General features: G+C 71.2%; 15 protein-coding genes. 10 read left to right on the plus strand and 5 right to left on the minus strand.

The genetic code is table 11. The annotated features are described in order from the left end of the window. The first annotated feature begins 68 nt into the window (after nt 1–68). From ACL02O_RS12885 to ACL02O_RS12905, 5 genes are all read left to right on the plus strand, one after another. Complete coding sequence (locus tag ACL02O_RS12885; protein ID WP_412818269.1) at nt 69–281, plus strand: acyl-CoA carboxylase subunit epsilon; 213 nt, start codon at nt 69–71, stop codon at nt 279–281. A gap of 116 nt (nt 282–397) precedes the next feature. After that, entirely contained in the window at nt 398–850 is a 453-nt protein-coding gene (locus tag ACL02O_RS12890; protein ID WP_412818270.1) for a hypothetical protein, read from the plus strand. A gap of 1,387 nt (nt 851–2,237) precedes the next feature. After that, entirely contained in the window at nt 2,238–3,353 is a 1,116-nt protein-coding gene (mycP, locus tag ACL02O_RS12895; RefSeq protein ID WP_412818311.1) for a type VII secretion-associated serine protease mycosin, read from the plus strand. 10 nt (nt 3,354–3,363) lie between these two features. Beyond that, the gene (locus ACL02O_RS12900; protein ID WP_412818271.1) at nt 3,364–4,020 is read left to right on the plus strand and encodes a Maf family protein; all 657 of its coding nucleotides are present in this window, start codon (nt 3,364–3,366) and stop codon (nt 4,018–4,020) included. 9 nt (nt 4,021–4,029) lie between these two features. Continuing rightward, nucleotides 4,030–4,683, plus strand: a complete 654-nt coding sequence (locus ACL02O_RS12905) for an O-methyltransferase (RefSeq protein ID WP_412818272.1) — start codon at nt 4,030–4,032, stop codon at nt 4,681–4,683. 155 nt (nt 4,684–4,838) lie between these two features. On the opposite strand, the gene ACL02O_RS12910 is transcribed toward ACL02O_RS12905, so the two are convergent. The 4 genes from ACL02O_RS12910 to ACL02O_RS12925 form a co-directional block, all read right to left on the minus strand. Beyond that, nucleotides 4,839–6,056, minus strand: coding sequence for an MFS transporter (locus ACL02O_RS12910; RefSeq protein ID WP_412818273.1), 1,218 nt, complete (start codon nt 6,054–6,056; stop codon nt 4,839–4,841). Nucleotides 6,057–6,119: 63 nt separating this feature from the next. After that, nucleotides 6,120–6,875, minus strand: a complete 756-nt coding sequence (locus ACL02O_RS12915) for an ABC transporter permease (RefSeq protein WP_412818274.1) — start codon at nt 6,873–6,875, stop codon at nt 6,120–6,122. Between the two features lie 23 nt (nt 6,876–6,898). Further along, the gene (locus ACL02O_RS12920; protein WP_412818275.1) at nt 6,899–7,858 is read right to left on the minus strand and encodes an ATP-binding cassette domain-containing protein; all 960 of its coding nucleotides are present in this window, start codon (nt 7,856–7,858) and stop codon (nt 6,899–6,901) included. 121 nt (nt 7,859–7,979) lie between these two features. Continuing rightward, nucleotides 7,980–8,591, minus strand: a complete 612-nt coding sequence (locus ACL02O_RS12925) for a PadR family transcriptional regulator (protein WP_412818312.1) — start codon at nt 8,589–8,591, stop codon at nt 7,980–7,982. Nucleotides 8,592–8,736: 145 nt separating this feature from the next. Here ACL02O_RS12925 and ACL02O_RS12930 point away from each other — a divergent pair, with 145 nt between their 5' ends. Both ACL02O_RS12930 and ACL02O_RS12935 read left to right on the plus strand, forming a co-directional pair. Next, nucleotides 8,737–10,488 carry an acetyl/propionyl/methylcrotonyl-CoA carboxylase subunit alpha gene (locus tag ACL02O_RS12930; RefSeq protein ID WP_412818276.1) on the plus strand — a complete coding sequence of 584 codons (1,752 nt, stop codon included), beginning with the start codon at nt 8,737–8,739 and terminating at the stop codon, nt 10,486–10,488. Between the two features lie 326 nt (nt 10,489–10,814). After that, the gene (locus tag ACL02O_RS12935) at nt 10,815–12,254 is read left to right on the plus strand and encodes a GuaB1 family IMP dehydrogenase-related protein (protein ID WP_412818277.1); all 1,440 of its coding nucleotides are present in this window, start codon (nt 10,815–10,817) and stop codon (nt 12,252–12,254) included. A gap of 32 nt (nt 12,255–12,286) precedes the next feature. Here the strand turns inward: ACL02O_RS12935 and ACL02O_RS12940 are convergent, their stop codons facing one another. Continuing rightward, entirely contained in the window at nt 12,287–12,841 is a 555-nt protein-coding gene (locus tag ACL02O_RS12940; RefSeq protein ID WP_412818278.1) for a TetR/AcrR family transcriptional regulator, read from the minus strand. A 92-nt stretch (nt 12,842–12,933) separates the two neighbouring features. Here ACL02O_RS12940 and ACL02O_RS12945 point away from each other — a divergent pair, with 92 nt between their 5' ends. The 3 genes from ACL02O_RS12945 to ACL02O_RS12955 all read left to right on the plus strand — a co-directional run bounded on the left by ACL02O_RS12945 (nt 12,934) and on the right by ACL02O_RS12955 (nt 17,245). Continuing rightward, nucleotides 12,934–13,455: a MarR family winged helix-turn-helix transcriptional regulator gene (locus tag ACL02O_RS12945; RefSeq protein ID WP_412818313.1), complete on the plus strand. Its 522-nt coding sequence runs from the start codon at nt 12,934–12,936 to the stop codon at nt 13,453–13,455. Next, the gene (locus tag ACL02O_RS12950; protein WP_412818279.1) at nt 13,449–15,182 is read left to right on the plus strand and encodes an ABC transporter ATP-binding protein; all 1,734 of its coding nucleotides are present in this window, start codon (nt 13,449–13,451) and stop codon (nt 15,180–15,182) included. The genes ACL02O_RS12945 and ACL02O_RS12950 overlap by 7 nt, the downstream gene beginning before the upstream one ends. A 116-nt stretch (nt 15,183–15,298) precedes the next feature. Beyond that, a complete protein-coding gene (locus ACL02O_RS12955; protein ID WP_412818314.1) occupies nt 15,299–17,245 on the plus strand; it encodes an ABC transporter ATP-binding protein in 1,947 nt (648 codons plus the stop codon). Nucleotides 17,246–17,321: the final 76 nt, after the last annotated feature.

The raw sequence follows: 17,321 nt of genomic DNA on the forward strand, positions 1-17,321 counted from the left end.
CCAACCCGTACACCGCCGGCACGCCACTGTGCGGCGAAGGTCAAGTTCTCGACGCGTACCCTGAGGTCATGTCTGCCGAAGAGCCGCTGTTCCGGATCGTCCGCGGCGTGCCCACCGCCGAGGAGTTGGCCGCACTGGTCGGCGCGATCGTCACGCGGACCCGACCGGCCGCAGCCGCCGCGCCGACTCCCGTCTCGCAGTGGGCGCGCAGCGCCCGGCCGGCGGGCGCGGCGATCGTCGCCGGTCCGGGCGCGTGGCGCGCCTCCGGCCTTCCCCGCTGACCCCTCACCGGGTACGCCCCGACCGAGCCGGGGCGGACATACCGGGACTGCCAGGATCCGCCGGAAGCCATTAACCTCACTCAGGGAAACGGCGCGGTGACAGGCAGGGAGGGTCGATGATCCCCGAGGAGAACCAGCCAGCGGGTTGGCTACGCGGCTACGGCGGCATCGAGGCCGACATCCGACAGCTGCGGGAGTTCGCCGACCGGCTCCAGGACGAGGTCACGCGCAACTACGCCCCACACCTGTCGTACATCGCCGACGACCTGAAAGCGGAGATCCCCAACCCGGCCGACGCGTTCGTCGAGCTGGTGCAGTTCCTGCAGGCCCACCACGAGACCCAGACGGCGGCCGCCCAGGTGGTCTGGGGCATGGTGCCCGCCACCGGCCACCTCGCCGAGGCCGCCGGCCTCATCGCCACCAAGTACCAGCACAGCGACGCGTTCACCGCCGCCCGGGTCGCCGACGTCGAACGGGCACTGGCCAGGCCCACCACCACCGTGACCCGACCCACACCGCCACTGCACGATCCCACCGGACCCGAAAACGGGCCGGTGGTGCTGCCGTGATCGAACGGGGCAGCGGCCGCACCTCCGGGCTCACCGACTGGCAGCTGATGGACGTGCACAGCATGTGGGCGTGCCTCCAGGACCAGGACACCACCGGCCAGTGGAGGCAGGTCGCCGGCTGGCGCAAGATCTGCGATCTCGCCCTGGCCCACCTCGGACGCCTGCGCGAGTACCGGCGCGGGCTCGCCGAGGCGTGGCCACCGGAGACCAGCGCCGCCGCCCGGGCGTACCTCGGCGAACTGGACCAGCTCATCGACAAGGTGCAACGCACCCACGACGCCGCCGCCGCGAACTACGACGCGCTCGCCGCCGCCACCCGCGCCATCGGCAGCGCCCGCGCCGAACTCAAGCCGATCCACGACGAGTACGCGGCGAAGCTCCGGCAGAAGCAGGCGTACGAGGAGATCCTCGCCGACCCCAAGGCGGTGGCGGGCAGCCGGCTACCCGCGACATCGCCGGTGACGGAGGCGGAGCTGGAACGGCTGAACGTTCAGGCCCGGAGCTTGATGTCGGGGTTGAGTGGCGAACTCCAACAAGCCCAAGCCATGCTCCGCCAGCCACCGCCAAAGATCTTGCCTGGACGCGATCATCCCACCACGGGCGCGTCCGATGTGCCACCGGCTCCCGTCGTCCCCCCAATCGTGGCTATACCTCTGCCGGCAGCTGGCACGCCGGCCCGCCCCAATCGGTCTGCGCCAGCAGGGCAAGTTGTGCCATCTCCGACAGCGCCGGGCGTCGGGCCGATTTTGGGTGGTACGGGTTTGTCACCGGCTGCGAGCAGCCCTAGCGCTAGCCCGATCGGGCCTGGCGGGCCAATATCTCAACCAAGTCTTGGCAGTCTCCCCACATGGTCGCCTCTTTCCCACTCGCCAGGCCTGGGCGCACTTCAAGAGCCCCCTGGACCGCTGGGTCGACCGCCGGCACAAAGCACCAAAGGGCTTCACGCTAGCCCACCAAAGACGACGCCCTCCAACGGATTGATAGGTGGCGCACCCGGGGCGGGCCCTAGTCAACCGGGCTCTTCTACCCCTCCGCGTCGAGCGAATCCTGTGGGTGGAGTCATCGGTGGCGGAGGCGCAGGTACTGCGCCGATAGGCGCGGCGGGCTCTCGCCCCGGCGCTGGAAGAGCCTCACAGGTTGCTGGATCCCACGGCATATCCCCTATTGGAGGCTCGCCGGCTCATGGAATGTCGAGTGGCACTCCTAGCCGGTCATCGCAAACTTCCCGTGGCGATCGTGGACCACGTCCTTGGGACCGGGATCATCCTTGGGAAACCGACGAGGGGGTACCACCCGTTGTCCGCCCGCCCGACGACAAGGGCCTCAGTGATCCAGGGCCAGCCATTGGCTTTGACAGGTGAAAAGATTTGCACTCACCACTCTGACCCTGTTGGCTATTAGCGCAACCACGTCCCATGCAGCTACAACGACCCTTGTCGCCTCAGTTCCATCCGCAGCCGAGCAAATTCGCAGCAGGCAATGGCACCTTCGATACCTTGAAGCAAAGAGAGCGCAAGGGCTATCCAAGGGAGCAGGTGTCATTGTGGCCGTGCTCGACACGGGCGTGGCACCCCACCCAGATTTGAAGCTGAACCTGCTTCCAGGCATTGATACAACGAGTGGCAACCTGAATGACGAGCGCCAAGATTCGGATGGCCACGGTACAGGCATGGCTGGCTTAATCGCAGCACATGGCAGCGGACCAACAATGGGAGCCCTTGGGATCGCACCCGAAGCTAAAATACTTCCGATCAGGGGAAAGCATCGGAACGAAGATGGCAACACTGATGAGCTAGCTGCCGGAATTGACTTCGCCATCGCCCATAAAGCCGACGTGATAAGCATTTCCGCAGGTGGGTCGGCAGATGTGCAACTACAGCAAGCTATACGGTCAGCGATTCAGGCGGACATCGTGGTCGTGGCAGCAGCCGGAAACGCAGATAGTTCTGGCATCGTGGAGTATCCCGCCAGCGAGCCTGGAGTTATTGCCGTCGGGGGTGTGGACAGGGACGGGAACCACGCCGCCATCTCTGTCACCGGTCCGCAGATTGACGTGGTTGCGCCGGCGGTGGACATCTACAGCACGAGCATCAACGGCACGTATCGCGTCGGTACCGGAACTTCTGACGCCACCGCGATCGTCGCCGGGGCTGCCGCGCTCATCCGGTCGAAGTACCCCGACCTGCCCGCCCAGGAGGTCGCCCACCGCCTGACCGCCACTGCGATCGACAAGGGGCCGCCCGGCCGCGACGACGAGTACGGCTACGGCGTCATCGACCTGGTCGCGGCCCTCACCGCGGATGTGCCTCCGCTGGGCTTCGAGTCGTCGGAAGTGACCGCACCCGCCACGAGCGGGGCGGCCCCGGCCGACGGCAGCGGCGACGGCGGGGCGACCGCCCGGGGGCTGGCGACGCTGGGCGTGTTGGTGGCGGCGGGCGGCGGGTATCTGGTCTGGCGGCGGCGTCGCCGTGCCGACGACCCGCCGCCGCGGATCAGCCGGTAGCGTCGGTGGGGTGTTGACCTCCGTACCGCTGCGCCTCGTGCTCGCCTCGCAGAGTCCCGCCCGCCGCAAGTTGCTCCAGGCTGCCGGGATCGAGCCCGACGTGCTGGTCAGCGGCGTGGACGAGTCGCAGGTGGTCAGTGACCGGGCGGAGGAATTGTGCCTGGAGTTGGCCCGGCTGAAGGCGCAGGCGGTGCTGGGCCGGCTGCGCGCCACCCCGGAGGAGCGGACGCTGGTGCTGGGTTGCGACTCGGTGCTGGCGTTCGACGGGGAGATCCTGGGCAAGCCCGACGACGCGGCGGACGCCACCCAACGGTGGCGGCGGATGCGCGGACGCAGCGGGGTCCTGCACACCGGGCAGTGCCTGATCGACGTGGTCCACGAGTCGCGGGCGGAGGGGGTCGCCTCGACCACGGTGCACTTCGCCGACATCAGCGACGAGGAGATCGCCGCGTACGTGGCGACGGGCGAGCCGTTGGCGGTGGCCGGGGCGTTCACCATCGACGGGTTGGGCGGCGCGTTCCTGACCGGCATCGAGGGGGATCCGGGCACGGTGGTGGGTCTGAGCCTGCCGCTGCTGCGTACTTTGCTCGCCGAGTTGGAGCTGAGCGTCACCGACCTGTGGACGAAGGTCGCGCCCGGGGGCCAGGAGATCGAACATCTCGGCTAGCGTCCGGTCATGAGTACGAAGCCGTTGCCGCTGACCCCGGAACTGCACTCCTACCTCGTGGCGCACGGATCGGCCCCGGACGAGGTCGTCCGGGAGCTGGCCGAGGAGACCCGCGCCGCCCTGCCCGCCGAGGCGGAGATGCAGGTCGCGCCGGAGCAGGCCGCGTTCCTGACCTTCCTCACCCGGCTGCTCGGTGCGCGGCAGGCCGTCGAGGTCGGCACGTTCACCGGGCTCTCGTCGCTGGCGATCGCCCGTGGGCTGGCCGAGGGTGGCCGACTGACCTGCTTCGACATCTCTGCGGAGTACACCGGCGTGGCCCGGCGGTACTGGGCGCGGGCCGGGGTGCAGGACCGCATCGAGCTGCGCATCGGCCCGGCCGCGGAGACGCTGCGGGAGCTGCCCCGGGAGCGGTACCTGGACTTCGCGTTCATCGACGCGGACAAGGTCGGCTACCCGGTCTACTGGGACGAGCTGGTGCCGCGGATCCGCCCGGGCGGGGTCGTCGCGGTGGACAACACGCTGCGCGGTGGGCGGGTGCTCGCTCCCCAGAACGCCGACGACCGGGCAATCGCCGCGTTCAACGACGAGATCCTGTCCGACGTCCGCGTCGACGTGGTCATGCTGCCCATCGCCGACGGCGTGACGCTCGCCCGGGTGCGCTGAGCCTGACGCCAGGGTCCACTCGGAATGCGGCATGGCGGGGCATCGCGTGGAAAGGAAGGCGCGATTTGCCGCAAAGTGAGTCGATCAAGCGAGTCGATCAAGCGTGGCGTGACGTGGCGTGGCGATCGAGCGGGCGGGCGGTCAGCGGACGGCGGTCAGGCGGGGACCGGAGCGGGGTCGTGGGCCGGGTGGGGCGCGCGCAGGGCGCGAGCGAGGCGCCCGGTGAGCAGCAGGGCCACCGCGATGAAGCCGGGCAGCAGCAGGAAGGCCAGGTGGGGACCGACCCCGTCGGCCACCCAACCGAGCGCGACCGGCGCGATCCCGAAGCCCACCCCCATCGAGTACGAGGACCAGCCGGCCGCCTTGTCGGCGGCCGGCCCGGCCACGGCGAGGGCGATGGAGATCGCGAGGGGGTAGTGCAGGGCGTTGCCCAGCCCGAGCACGACCAGGCCGGTGACCGCGAGCCAGCCGACCGGCGCGGACCAGAACAGGGTGAAGCCGGCCAGGGAGACGGTGAGCGCGCCGATCAGCAGCGGGACCGGCGGCCAGCGCAGCGCGAACCGGCCGCCGGCCAGCCGGCCGGCGAACATCCCGCAGACGATCGCCGCAACCGCCGCCGACGCCCCGCCGGGGCTCAGCCCGGCATGGGAACGCAACACGTCGGCGGTCCAGAGCGACAGGCAGACCTCGATCGAGCCGGTCACCGCCATCAGCACCCAGGCGATCCAGTACGCCCGGGGCAGCCGCGCGGTCGCCGCCGGGGCGGTCGCCCCGGCCGGGCCGGCGGCATCCGCGGCAGCGGGGGCGGCCTTCGGCAGGCGTACCCGGAAGGCCAGGGCGGCGAGGGCGACCACTGCGATCAGGCCGACCTCGACGGCCATCACCGGCCGCCAGCCGTGGCCGGTGTCGACGGTGGCGCCGATGACCAGCGGCGCGAGGATGCCCATGGCCGCGCAGGCGGCGTTGGCCTCGGCGAGCGCGGCGGGCGCGGCCGGCCCGTGGTGGCCGACCAGCATGACGTTGACCCCGCTGATCACCATCATGCCGAAGGTGGCGATCACCGCGACGGCGGCGATGGTGGCGGGCAGTGGGCGGAGCAGGCCGAGGGCGGCGACGCCGGCCGCCACTCCGGCGAGGCCGACCCAGCTGGCCGGACCCCGGCCGAGCCGGCGGGCGACGGGCGCGAAGAGCGCCCCGCCGACCAGCGCGCCGATCGCGATGCCGGTGCTGTGCAGGCCGGCGACGGCGGCGCTGGTGCCCTGCTCGTCGCGGAGCAGCGGCACGACGGGACCGAAGCCGTAGAGGAAGAAGCCCCACAAACCCAGCTGGGCGTAGGTCAGCCAGGTGGTCCTGTCACGGGTGAGGCGGGGCACCGGCCTCACGCTACGCGCGGACGACCGGTGCCCCGCCCCTGGTGAGAGGCAGCTCTCTTCCGCTCAGCGGACGCTGCGGGCGAACTGCCGGGCGGACCAGACCACCCCGGCGACGGCGAGCACCGCGATGATGCTCAACCCCTGCCAGACCTTGTCGTTGCCCAGCTCGCCGGCGAAGAGCGCCCGGGTGCCGTCGACCGCCCAGGAGAACGGGTTCCACTTGGCGACCCCCTGCAGCCAGTCGGGGGCGTAGGTGAGCGGCAGCAGGATGCCGGAGAGCAGCAGCACCGGCTGGGCGACGGTGTTCATCAGCGGGGCGAGCGCGTCCTCGCTCTTGACCTTGAGCGCGACGCCGTACGAGACGGCCGAGGTCATCAGCGCGATCAGGGCCAGCATCAGGTACGCCAGTAACAGGTACCCGATGAAGACGCGCAAATCGAACAGGAGCGCCAGCAGGGTGATGATGACCGCCTGCACGACCAGTGAGACGACGTCGCGCAGGGACCGGCCGAGCAGCAGAGCGAGCCGGCTGACCGGGGTGACCCGGGACCGCTCGATCACCCCGGCGCGTAGCTCGGCGATCAGGCCGAAGCCCTGGAACAGGCCGCCGAAGATGGCCAGCAGCACCAGCAGGCCGGGGACGAAGACCTTGTACGCGGCGGCCTGGGTGGGCGCGTTCAGGGCGGGCTTGAGCAGCGGGGCGAAGAGCAGCAGGTACATCACCGGCTGGAAGACCCCGACGAAGACCCAGACCGGGTTGCGCAGCAGCAGCTGGATCTGGCGCTGGAAGATGAGCCAGGTGTCGCGGGCGAATTTCATGAGATGTCTCCGGTTCTCCGTGCTCAGGACTCGCGCAGCGAGCGGCCGGTCTTGGTGAGGAAGACGTCGTCGAGGCTGGGGCGGTGCAGCTCGACGGAGCGCAGCTGCAGCCCGGCGCCGTCGAGGCGGCGCAGCACCTGCGGGATGGCGGTGGCGCCCTCGTCGACGTAGAGGCGCAGGCCGCCCTCGTCGACGGTTTCCAGCTTGTTGACGTACGACTCGGTGTCGAGCAGCTCGGCGGCGCGCGGGGTGGTGGCGGCGTCCAGGCCGACCAGCACCACCTCGCCGGAGATCTCCCGCTTCAGCTCGGCCGGGGTGCCCTCCGCGACCACCTCACCGTGGTCCATGATCGCGATCCGGTCGCAGAGCGCGTCCGCCTCGTCCAGGTAGTGCGTGGTGATGAAGACGGTCATCCCCTCGGCACGCAGCCGCCGGATCTCGTCCCACATGTGTGCCCGGCTCTGCGGGTCGAGGCCGGTGGTCGGCTCGTCCAGGAAGACGATCCTCGGTTCGTGGATGATGCCGAGCGCGATCTCCACCCGACGCCGCTGGCCACCGGAGTAGGTCTTGCACTTGCGGTCGGCGTACTCGCTGAGCTGGAAGGCGTCCAGCGAGCGGGTGGCGCGGCGGTGCGCCTCGGCCTTGCCGATGCCGTAGAGCCGGGCCTGGAGCACCAGCTCCTCGCGGGCGGTGGACTCGTCCCAGGTGCTGCCGCCCTGGGCCACGTACCCGATCCGGCGGCGCACCCCGGCGGGATCCTTGCGCAGGTCCGCCCCGGCGATGGTGGCCTCACCGCCGTCCGGCTCGATGAGGGTGGCGAGCATCCGCAGGGTGGTGGTCTTGCCGGCGCCGTTGGGGCCGAGGAAGCCGAAGATCTCCCCCTCGACGACCTCGAGGTTGACCCCCCGGACCGCGTCCACGGTCTTCGTCTCGCGACCCGCCCGGGAGCGGAACGACTTCCGCAGCCCTCTGGTCTCGATCATGTCTGCTCCTGGTCGTCCGGGCCGGACGTGACCGGCCGCCGATCGTCCGCGACGGGGACGCACCTCGCCCGCGCGGCTCGCCCCAAGGCTATCGCGATATATCTCTTGTGGTCAACGTTGATTAATCCGCGTCTTCGCCGCGCGGCGGGGCGCCGTCCTGCCACCCCGGCCACCCCTCGGCCCGCTCCATTCCAGCGGGCAGGTACGACACCCCGGACTCGATCCGCTCGGCGATCCGCAGGCACCAGGCCATGTCCGCCTCGGCACGGGCCAGCCAGAGCTCGAACATCCACCCGACGTGCACCGGCTTGCGGTTGCGCACCCAGTCCGAATCCAGCGAGGCGCGCATCGACTCGATGCCGGCGCGGATCAGGTTGGCCCGGTTGCGCAACGCCGCCGCCGCCTCGTCGCGCGGCATCGCGGGCAGGAAGGAGAAGGCCGCCACGAACGGGTCCGGGGTCTCGTTGAGCTGCCACCACTGCGCCCGCAGCAGCGTCTCGAACTCCTCCTCGCCCTTTGCGGTCACCTCGTACGTGGTGCGCGCGGGACGCGCGCCGACCTGCTCGACGGAAACCGTGCGGAGCAGCCCCTCGTCGGTGAGCTTGCGCAGCGCGTGATAGATCGAGCCCGGTTGCACGTTGGCCCACCTGTCCGCGCTCCAACTCAGCAGCTCACGGCGCACGTCGTAGCCGTGCACCGGCTGCATCCACCTGACCAGGCCCAGAATCATCATCCGTGTTGCCGACACCGGACAAGCGTAATAAACAAGTTTGACTAAGGCGCGACGCGACAGTGCCACATCCCACACTGAGCGATCGTTAGGGTCGGAACACCGGCCGATACACTCCCGGCATCGACCTCCGGGGAGGAGCACCAAGGTGCGCAAGGTACTCATCGCCAACCGCGGCGAGATCGCCGTCCGCGTCATCCGGGCCTGCCGCGACGCCGGCCTGGCGAGCGTCGCCGTATACGCGGACTCCGACCGGGACGCACTGCACGCCACCCTGGCCGACGAGGCGTACGCCCTGGGCGGCGACACCGCCGCGGACAGCTACCTGCGGATCGACAAGCTGATCGACGTCGCCGCGAAGGCGGGCGCGGACGCGGTGCACCCCGGCTACGGCTTCCTCTCCGAGAACGCCGACTTCGCCCAGGCCGTCATCGACGCCGGGCTCACCTGGATCGGCCCGACCCCGCAGGCCATCCGCGACCTCGGCGACAAGGTGACCGCCCGGCACATCGCCCAGCGCGCCGGCGCTCCCCTGGTCCCGGGCACCCCGGACCCGGTCGGCAGCGCCGACGAGGTGATGGCCTTCGCGGTCGACCACGGCCTGCCGGTCGCCATCAAGGCGGCCTTCGGCGGCGGCGGGCGCGGCCTGAAGGTGGCCCGCACCATGGAGGAGATCCCGCACCTGTTCGAGTCGGCCACCCGCGAGGCGGTCGCCGCGTTCGGCCGGGGTGAGTGCTTCGTCGAGCGGTACCTGGACAAGCCCCGCCACGTCGAGGCGCAGGTCCTGGCCGACCAGCACGGCAACGTGATCGTGGTGGGCACCCGCGACTGCTCGCTGCAGCGCCGCCACCAGAAGCTGGTCGAGGAGGCCCCGGCGCCGTTCCTCACCGAGGCCCAGCGCCGGCAGATCCACGACAGCGCCAAGGCGATCTGCCGGGAGGCCGGCTACCACGGCGCCGGCACGGTGGAGTACCTGGTCGGTATGGACGGCACCATCTCGTTCCTGGAGGTCAACACCCGGCTCCAGGTCGAGCACCCGGTGACCGAGGAGACCGCCGGCATCGACCTGGTCCGCGAGCAGTTCCGGGTCGCCGACGGCGAGAAGCTGCGCTTCACCGAGGACCCGACCCCGCGCGGGCACTCGATCGAGTTCCGGATCAACGGCGAGGACCCGGGCCGCAACTTCCTGCCCGCCCCGGGCGCCATCACCGCGCTGCGGCTGCCGACCGGCCCGGGCGTCCGGGTCGACACCGGCATCACGGCCGGCGACGTGATCGGCGGCAACTTCGACTCGCTCCTCGCCAAGGTGATCATCACCGGTGAGACGCGTACAGAGGCGCTGGAGCGGGCCCGCCGGGCGCTGGACGAGATGGTCGTCGAGGGGATGGCCACCGCGCTGCCCTTCCACCGCCTGGTGGTCCGGGACGAGGCGTTCACCGCCGAGCCGTTCACCGTGCACACCCGGTGGATCGAGACCGAGTTCGACAACACCGTACCGGCCTTCACCGCCACGCCCGGCGCCGCCGAGGGCCCGGCCGAGCGCGAGACCGTCGTGGTCGAGGTGGGCGGCAAGCGGCTGGAGGTCGTCCTGCCCGCCGGCCTGGGCGCGGGTACGGCCGCAGCCGGGCCTGCCGCGAAGAAGCCGGCCCGCCGAGGCGGTGGCGCCAAGGCCGGCGCCGCGGTCAGCGGCGACACGCTCACCTCGCCGATGCAGGGCACCATCGTCAAGATCGCCGTGGCCGACGGGGACACGGTCGCCGAAGGCGACCTGGTCGTCGTCCTGGAGGCGATGAAGATGGAGCAGCCGCTGCACGCCCACAAGGCGGGCACGGTGAGCGGTCTCTCCGCCGAGGTGGGCGCCGTGATCACCGCCGGCGCGGCGATCTGCACCATCGCCTGACCCCGCTCAGCACCCCGACCGACCCGGTACCCGCACCGGGTCGGTCGTCGTTTCGACCCCTGTCGCGAGCGGCCCAGCGGCGACTCGGGATCGGTATGACTCCGAGGCATATCTATGCCGCAGAGTCATATCAATCTCAGGCAGATGAGCCCCTCCGCGCGACCCGACCGCCCGCACGGCGAGGGCCCCGCCGACCGACGAGACGAGGATGGGCAGCGCGCTTCGTCCCTGGCGCGGCGCGGCGCCGGGTCCGGCCGGGCCGGCCGGCGGGGTGGTTTGGGCCACCAGCGGCGGCGGGACCGGCCGCGAGCAGGAATGATGTTCGGGTGCGGTTCCTTCATGGCGCGGTCCCCGCGCACGACCTGACCTACAACGACGTCTTCATGGCGCCCAACCGCTCCGAGGTGGGCTCCCGGCTCGACGTCGACCTGGCCACGGCCGACGGCACGGGCACCACCATCCCCCTGGTGGTGGCGAACATGACGGCCGTCGCGGGCCGCCGGATGGCCGAGACGGTGGCCCGGCGCGGCGCCATCGCGGTGATCCCGCAGGACATCCCGATCGAGGTGGTGGCGAACGTCGTCGCCTGGGTCAAGCAGCGGCACCTGGTGCACGACACGGCGATCACCCTCGGCCCGACCGACACCGTCGGCGACGCGATCCACCTGCTGCCGAAGCGCTCGCACGGCGCGGTGATCGTGTTGGACGATGCCGGCCGGCCGCTCGGCGTGGTCACCGAGGCGGACACCGTGGGCGTGGACCGCTTCGCCCAGCTCCGGCACGTGATGTCGACCGAGCTGCACACGGTGCCGGCGGACGCGGACCCACGTACCGGCTTCGACCGGCTCTCCGCGGGCCGGCGCCGGCTCGCCCCGGTGGTGGACGCCGAGGGACGGCTGGTCGGCGTGCTGACCCGGCAGGGCGCGCTGCGCGCCACCCTCTACAAGCCCGCCGTGGACGACCGGAACCGGCTGCGGATCGCCGCGGCGGTGGGCATCAACGGTGACGTGACCGGCAAGGCCGCCGCCCTGCTGGAGGCCGGGGTGGACACCCTGGTGGTGGACACCGCGCACGGCCACCAGGACCGGATGATCTCCGCGCTGCGGGCGGTCCGCAAGCTCGACCCCGGGGTCCCGGTCGCGGCCGGCAACGTGGTCACCGCCGACGGCGTACGCGACCTGGTGGAGGCGGGTGCCGACATCATCAAGGTCGGCGTCGGGCCGGGCGCGATGTGCACCACCCGGATGATGACCGGCGTCGGCCGCCCGCAGTTCTCCGCGGTGCTCGACTGCGCCGCGGAGGCCCGGGCGCTGGGCCGGCACGTGTGGGCCGACGGCGGCGTACGACACCCGCGGGACGTGGCGCTGGCCCTGGCCGCGGGCGCCTCGAACGTGATGATCGGCTCCTGGTTCGCCGGCACCTACGAGTCCCCGGGCGACCTGTACACCGACGCGGACGGCCGGCGGTACAAGGAAAGCTTCGGCATGGCCTCGGCCCGGGCGGTCAGCGCCCGTACGGCGGAGGACAGCGCCTTCGACCGGGCCCGCAAGGCGATCTTCGAAGAGGGCATCTCCTCGGCGCGGATGTACCTGGACCCCGCACGTCCCGGCGTGGAGGACCTGATCGACGAGATCATCAGCGGGGTCCGCAGCGCCTTCACCTACGCGGGGGCGCGCAGCCTGGAGGAGTTCCACGAGCGCGCACTGGTCGGCGTGCAGAGCACCGCCGGCTACACCGAGGGCATGCCCCTGCCGACGAGCTGGTGAGCGCCCCGACCCGCGCCGGGCGGCACGGTGGCTCACTCGAATAGGCGGCGGATCACGGTGCGCGCGGCGGTGTCCGGGTCGGCGCCCACCGACGGCGGGAGCGCGCCGGCCAGCCAGAGGGTGGCGAACCCGTGCACGATCGACCAGGCGGCGAGCGCGTCCCGGTCCGGCTCGCGGGGCGGCCCGGGCAGGGCGGCGACGCCGCCGCGCAGGGCCGCGCCGGCCCGGGTACGGGCGGCCACCAGGGCCGGGTCGTCGGCGCGGTAGAGGTCCGGCGAGAACATCACCTCGAAGTGCGCCCGGTGCCCGACGGCGAAGTGGACGTACGCCACCCCGGCCTCCAGCAGGTCGCCGCCGGCCCGGTCGAGCGCCGCGCCGAGAAGGTCGAAACCCTCGACGGCCAGGGCGGTGAGCAGGCCGGCCTTGTCCCCGAAGTGGTGGGCGGGGGCGGCGTGCGAGACGCCGGCCCGGCGGGCCAGGTCCCGGAGGCTGAGCGCGGCGGGGCCGGACTCCCCGATCGCCTGGACCGCCGCTTCCAGCAGCGCCCGCCGCAGGTCACCGTGGTGGTAGCCGCGCGTCGTGGTCACCGTCGCAGCATATCTTGCCAATGGCAAGATGTCAGGATCCGGAAATTAGTTTGGGCCCTGACGATCCGGAGGCTAATCTGACGGTCGTGAAGATGGGTCCGCTCGTCACCTTCCCCGAGGTCCTGCGACAGGCACCGCTCGGCCGGCTGATCTCCATCGCCGGCCACATCGTCGAACAGCACTGGGGGCGATACCTCGCCGAACATCACGGCCTCACGTCGGCCGGGATGCGCGTACTGCTCGTCCTGGTCCGGGCCGGCGACAGCACGCACCGGGAAATGGCCGAGCGGTGCTTCGTCCGGCCCGCCACCCTCACCGGCATCGTCGACACGCTGGAACGCGACGGCTTCGTCACCCGGAAGCGGGACCCCAACGACCGGCGCAGCGTCCAACTCACCCTTACCGACAAGGGCCGGGAACACGCCCTCGCCATCATCGACCTGATCCACAGCGACCGCCCGCTCACCTCGGTCGACGCCGACCCGGCGAAAAAAGAGGTCGTCCGGCAGTTCCTCACCGAACTCATCACGACCATGTCCGACGGGGACATCCGCCGGTTGAACCCGGACAGGGAGCCCGTCACCGACAACCCAACGGGGAGCCGTCCGTGCTGATCCGCCTGCTCCGCACCCACCTGCGCCCGTACCGGCGGTTGCTGGCCGCGGTGGTGGCGTTCCAGTTCGTCGGCACGATGGCCTCGCTCTACCTGCCGAGCCTCAACGCCGACATCATCGACCGGGGCGTGGCCGTCGGCGACACCGACCGGATCCTGCGTACGGGCGGCTGGATGCTGCTCGTCAGCCTGCTCCAGATCACCTGCTCGATCATCGCCGTCTATCTCGGCGCGAAGACCGCGATGGGCTTCGGCCGAGATGTCCGGGCCGGCATCTTCGGCCACGTCAACCGCTTCTCCGCCCGCGAGGTGGCCCGGTTCGGGGCGCCCTCGCTGATCACCCGCAACACCAACGACGTGCAGCAGGTGCAGATGCTCGTGCTGATGAGCTGCACCATGCTGGTGGCCGCGCCGATCATGAGTGTCGGCGGCGTGGTGATGGCGCTGCAGGAGGACGTGGGGCTCTCCTGGCTGATGCTGGTCAGCGTGCCGGTCCTGGCGGTCGCGCTGGGTTTGGTCACCCGGCGGATGGTGCCGGGCTTCCGGCTCATGCAGACCCGGATCGACACGGTCAACCGGGTGCTGCGCGAGCAGATCTCCGGAATCCGCGTGGTCCGGGCGTTCGTCCGCGAGCCGTACGAGACGAAGCGCTTCGGTGCCGCCAACGCCGACCTCACCGCGACCGCCCTTCGGGTCGGCCGCCTCCAGGCGCTGATCTTCCCACTGGTGATGCTGGTGCTCAACGTCTCCAGCGTCGCGGTGCTCTGGTTCGGCGCCGGCCGGGTGGACTCCAATCAGATCCAGGTCGGCGCGCTGACCGCCTTCCTGCAGTACCTGATGCAGATCCTGATGGCGGTCATGATGGCCACCTTCATGCTGATGATGGTGCCGCGCGCGGCGGTGTGCGCCGAGCGGATCGTCGAGGTGCTGGACACCGAATCGTCGGTGGTGCCGCCGGAGGAGCCGGTGATCGCGATGACCAGGCGCGCCGAGCTGGAGTTCCGCGGCGTCTCCTTCCAGCACCCCGGGGCGAGCGCGCCGGTGCTGCACGACATCTCGTTCCGCGCCAGCCCCGGCCGGACCACGGCCATCATCGGGTCCACCGGCGCGGGCAAGACCACCCTGCTCACGCTGATCCCCCGGCTGGTCGACCCGACGGACGGCGCGGTGCTGGTCGACGGGGTCGACGTGCGGCTGCTGGAACCGGACGAGGTGTGGCGCCGGATCGGGCTGGTGCCGCAGCGGCCGTACCTGTTCAGCGGCACGGTCGCCAGCAACCTCCGGTACGGCAACCCCGACGCGACCGACGCCGAACTGTGGGCGGCGCTGGAAGTCGCCCAGGCCCGGGACTTCGTCGCGGAGATGCCGGGCGGGCTGGACGCGCCGATCGCGCAGGGCGGCACGAACGTCTCCGGCGGCCAGCGGCAACGGCTGGCCATCGCCCGGGCACTGGTCCGCAAGCCGGAAATCTATCTCTTCGACGACTCGTTCTCCGCGCTCGACCTCGGCACGGACGCCCGGCTGCGGGCCGCGCTGAAGCCGGTCACCGCGAACGCGGTGGTGGTGATCGTGGCCCAACGGGTCTCCACGATCGTCGACGCCGACCAGATCGTCGTGCTCGAGGACGGGGGCGTCGTCGGCATGGGACGGCATGAGGAACTGCTGGAGAACTGCCCGACGTACGCCGAGATCGTGGCGTCCCAGCAGACGGCGGAGGTGACCGCGTGAGCGGCGTTCCCGGGCAGAAGCCGGTCCCCGGCTCGAAGGCCACCGACGCGCGGACGCCGAACCGGCTGCCCGCGGTCGGGCGGCGCGGCCAGGGACCGCCGTGGATGGGCGCCGCGATGCCGGCGGAGAAGTCGATGAACTTCGGGGCGTCCGCCCGGCGGCTGCTGGGCCGCCTCCGGCCGCACCGGCCGCACCTGGCGGCGATCGTCACCCTGGCCCTGGCGAGCGTCGCGGCGAGCGTGACCGGCCCGAAGATCCTCGGCCGCGCCACCGACATCATCTTCACCGGGGTGGTCGGCCGGCAGATCCCCGCCGGCACCACCGTGGAGCAGGCCGTGGCCGGGGCTCGGGCCGCCGGCAACGACACCTTCGCCGACATGCTGGCCCGGATGCACGTGGTGCCCGGGGCGGGCATCGACTTCACCGCGCTGGGCCGCACGCTCACCCTGGCACTCGCCCTCTACCTGGGCGCCAGCCTGCTGATGTGGTGGCAGGGCTGGCTGCTCAACGGGGTGGTGCAGCGGACCGTGCTGCGGCTGCGCGCCGACGTGGAGGACAAGCTCAACCGGCTGCCGCTGCCCTACTTCGACCGGCAACCGCGCGGCGAGCTGCTCAGCCGGGTGACCAACGACATCGACAACATCTCCCAGACGCTGCAGCAGACGCTCAGCCAGCTGCTCACCGCGCTGCTCACCGTGGTCGGCGTACTGGCCATGATGGTCTGGATCTCGCCACTGCTGGCCCTGGTCGCCCTGGTGGCGGTGCCACTGTCGGTGGTCGTCACCCAGCAGATCGCCAAGCGGTCGCAGCGCAGGTTCATCGCCCAGTGGCGGCACACCGGTGAGCTGAACGGCCTGATCGAGGAGGCGTACACCGGCCACGAGCTGGTCAAGGTCTTCGGCCGGCAGCGCGAGGTGCAGGCCGACTTCGCGGCCAAGAACGAGGAGCTGTTCCGGGCCGGCTTCGCGGCCCAGTTCATCTCCGGGATCATCATGCCGGCGATGATGTTCGTCGGGAACCTCAGCTACGTCGCGATCGCCGTGGTCGGCGGGCTGCGGGTGGCCTCCGGGTCGATGAGCCTCGGTGACGTGCAGGCGTTCATCCAGTACTCGCGGCAGTTCACCCAGCCGCTCACGCAGATCGCCTCGATGGCGAACCTGCTGCAGTCCGGGGTGGCCTCCGCCGAGCGGGTCTTCGAGGTGCTCGACGCCGAGGAGCAGACCCCGGACCGGCCCGCACCGCCGAAGGTCAGCGGTCGGGTCGAGTTCGAGCACGTCTCGTTCCGGTACGACCCGGACAAGCCGCTGATCGACGACCTCTCGCTGGTGGCCGAGCCGGGACACACGGTGGCCATCGTCGGCCCGACGGGTGCCGGCAAGACCACCCTGGTCAACCTGGTCATGCGGTTCTACGAGCTGGACGCCGGCCGGATCACGCTCGACGGGGTGAACATCAGCTCGATGCCCCGGGAGGAGCTGCGCAGCCGGATCGGCATGGTGCTCCAGGACACCTGGCTCTTCGGCGGCACCATCCGGGACAACATCGCGTACGGGCGGCCGGACGCCACCGAGGAGGAAATCCTCACGGCGGCCCGGGCCACCTTCGTGGACCGGTTCGTACGCAGCCTCCCCGACGGGTACGACACCGTGATCGACGAGGAGGGCAGCAACGTCAGCGCGGGCGAGAGACAGCTCATCACCATCGCCCGGGCGTTCCTCGCCGAACCGTCGCTGCTGATCCTCGACGAGGCGACCAGCTCGGTGGACACCCGGACCGAGGTGCTGCTCCAACGGGCGATGGCGGCGCTGCGCTCGGACCGGACCAGCTTCGTCATCGCGCACCGGCTCTCCACCATCCGCGACGCCGACCTGATCCTGATGATGGAGCGGGGCCGGATCGTCGAGCAGGGCACCCACGACGAGTTGCTGGCCGCCGACGGCGCCTACGCCCGGCTCTACCGCTCGCAGTTCACCGGGGCGGTACTCACCGACGAGATCCCCGCACCGGCTGCGGGACTCGCACCGGCCGGGGCGGGCCCGACGACCACGCCGGCCGGGAACTGACGTGGGCCCCACGACCGGACCGGGTCCGGCCGCCCGCCGCGCGGGCGGGCGACCGGCCCGGGGTGTGGCCGGGCTC

It is taken from the genome of Micromonospora mangrovicola (genome assembly GCF_047200535.1).
Classification (GTDB): Bacteria; Actinomycetota; Actinomycetes; order Mycobacteriales; family Micromonosporaceae; genus Micromonospora.